This window comes from Terriglobales bacterium, assembly GCA_035937135.1.
GTDB lineage: Bacteria > Acidobacteriota > Terriglobia > Terriglobales > Acidobacteriaceae > DASYVL01.
The window spans coordinates 1-1,769 of the sequence record DASYVL010000152.1 but is presented as its reverse complement, the minus strand read 5'-3'; the positions used below and the strand labels follow the sequence as shown (position 1 = coordinate 1,769).

The window sequence follows — 1,769 nt, the reverse complement described above, 5'->3', positions numbered from 1 at the left end:
TCCATGCCACGGCAGCCGCTACTTCCGCGACGCCATCAACTTCTTCGGGCCGGCGCCCCGGCCGATGGACCGGGTCCACGTCGAGGTGGCCCCGGATGGGAAACTCTTGGTCGATCGCTCCGTCATCGTGGATCGCGCGTTTCGCCTGAAAGTCTGATCAGCTAACCGGGAGGATTCATGACCGTTATCCGTGCGGCGCTGGACGAGATGTTCTCAATCATCGGCCAGATGGTTGGCTCGGTGTTCCGTCATGGCCTTCCGCTCACCGACAAGATCGCCGCGCGCACCGCCCTCACCAACTTCTTCCTCCATATCCACCCGGTCCGCGTGCGCCGCTCCTGGATCCGGATGTCGTACACACTGTGCCTCGGCGGTCTGTCGTTCTTCCTCTTTATCGTGCTGACCGTCACCGGGCTCTTCCTCATGTTCTATTACGTGCCCTCCACCAACCACGCCTACCAGGACATGCGCGACCTGCAATTCGTCGTCACCTTCGGTGGCGTCATCCGCAACATGCACCGCTGGGCGGCGCACGCGATGGTGATCACGGTCTGGCTGCACATGGCGCGTGTCTTTTTGACCGGCTCCTACAAGAAGCCGCGCGAGTTCAACTGGGGCGTCGGCACCCTGCTGCTGCTGATCACGTTGCTGTTGAGCTTCACCGGCTACCTCTTGCCCTGGGACCAGCTCTCCATCTGGGCCGTCACGGTCGGCACCAACATGGCAAAGTACGCGCCCATCGCCGGTCCCTACACCCGCTACCTGCTGATCGGTGGGCGCGTGGTCGGTGACAATGCCTTGCTGCGCTTCTACGTGCTGCACGTTGTGGGGTTGCCGCTGGCGGCGTTCCTGCTGATGGTGGTCCACTTCTGGCGAGTCCGAAAAGATGGCTTCAGCGGGGGGCTCTGATTAAGCATGGCCACTGAAGCGCGCGACCGGATCGCCGCCCGCGAGCGGGTGGAACAGCGGCGCCGCCAGGTGGAGGTGCCGTCGACGGTCCGCGACGACAGCGAGGACGAGATGGTCGTCTCCTTCCCGGAGTTCGTCTTCAAAGAGTTCATTGCCGCGGTCGCGATGACCGTCTTCCTATTGGTGGTGTCGATCTTTTTACAGGCGCCGCTGCTAGGGCTGGCGAACCCGGGCATGACTCCGAACCCTTCCAAGGCCCCGTGGTACTTCCTTGGCCTGCAGGAACTCCTCTCGCGCTTCCCGCCCCTGATGGCGGGCGTGGCCTTCCCGACCTTCGTGATCGTGCTCATGATCCTGGTGCCGTTCCTGGATCGCAACCCGAGCCGGCGGCCGTCGGAGCGGAAAGTGGCGATCATCCTCTTCGCGCTCTACACCACGATCGTGGTGGCGCTCGTCATCATCGGCACCTTCTTCCGCGGCCATGAGTTCATCTGGGACTGGGGCTGGGTGCTCGGCAACCCGCAGACCTGCGGAGGCAAGCCGTGCTAGGGCGCGCCTTCCTGGTGGTGAGCGCCGCCTTCCTGCTGCTGCTCGGATTTGCCTTCTACCAGGACCTGGCGCGGCCGTGGGCGCCGATCCAGGAAAAGTACGCGGCGCAGTACGGTCAGGACTTCCCCATCCAGGTGCAGCAGCTCTTTCCCAAGGTTCAGGTCAACGGGCAATTCATGGTCGAGCGCTGCATCACCTGCCACGTCCCCGACATCGCGAAGATCGGCCCGCAACAAGCCGCCGAGCGACTTGGTCCCAACCATCCGTCCATGATCACCGACGCCGTCTTCGCCAAGTACGGCCAGGAGACG

At 63.6% G+C, this 1,769-nt stretch carries 3 protein-coding genes; all 3 read left to right on the top strand.

The features are described 5' to 3' along the window. The first annotated feature begins 177 nt into the window (after positions 1-177). Positions 178-909, top strand: a complete 732-nt coding sequence (locus VGQ94_08950; GenBank protein ID HEV2022644.1) for a cytochrome b N-terminal domain-containing protein — start codon at positions 178-180, stop codon at positions 907-909. A gap of 6 nt (positions 910-915) precedes the next feature. Next, entirely contained in the window at positions 916-1,458 is a 543-nt protein-coding gene (locus VGQ94_08945; GenBank protein HEV2022643.1) for a hypothetical protein, read from the top strand. Further along, positions 1,452-1,769, top strand: a 318-nt coding sequence (locus tag VGQ94_08940; protein HEV2022642.1) for a hypothetical protein, incomplete at its 3' end; no start/stop codon positions are given. The genes VGQ94_08945 and VGQ94_08940, both read left to right, overlap by 7 nt.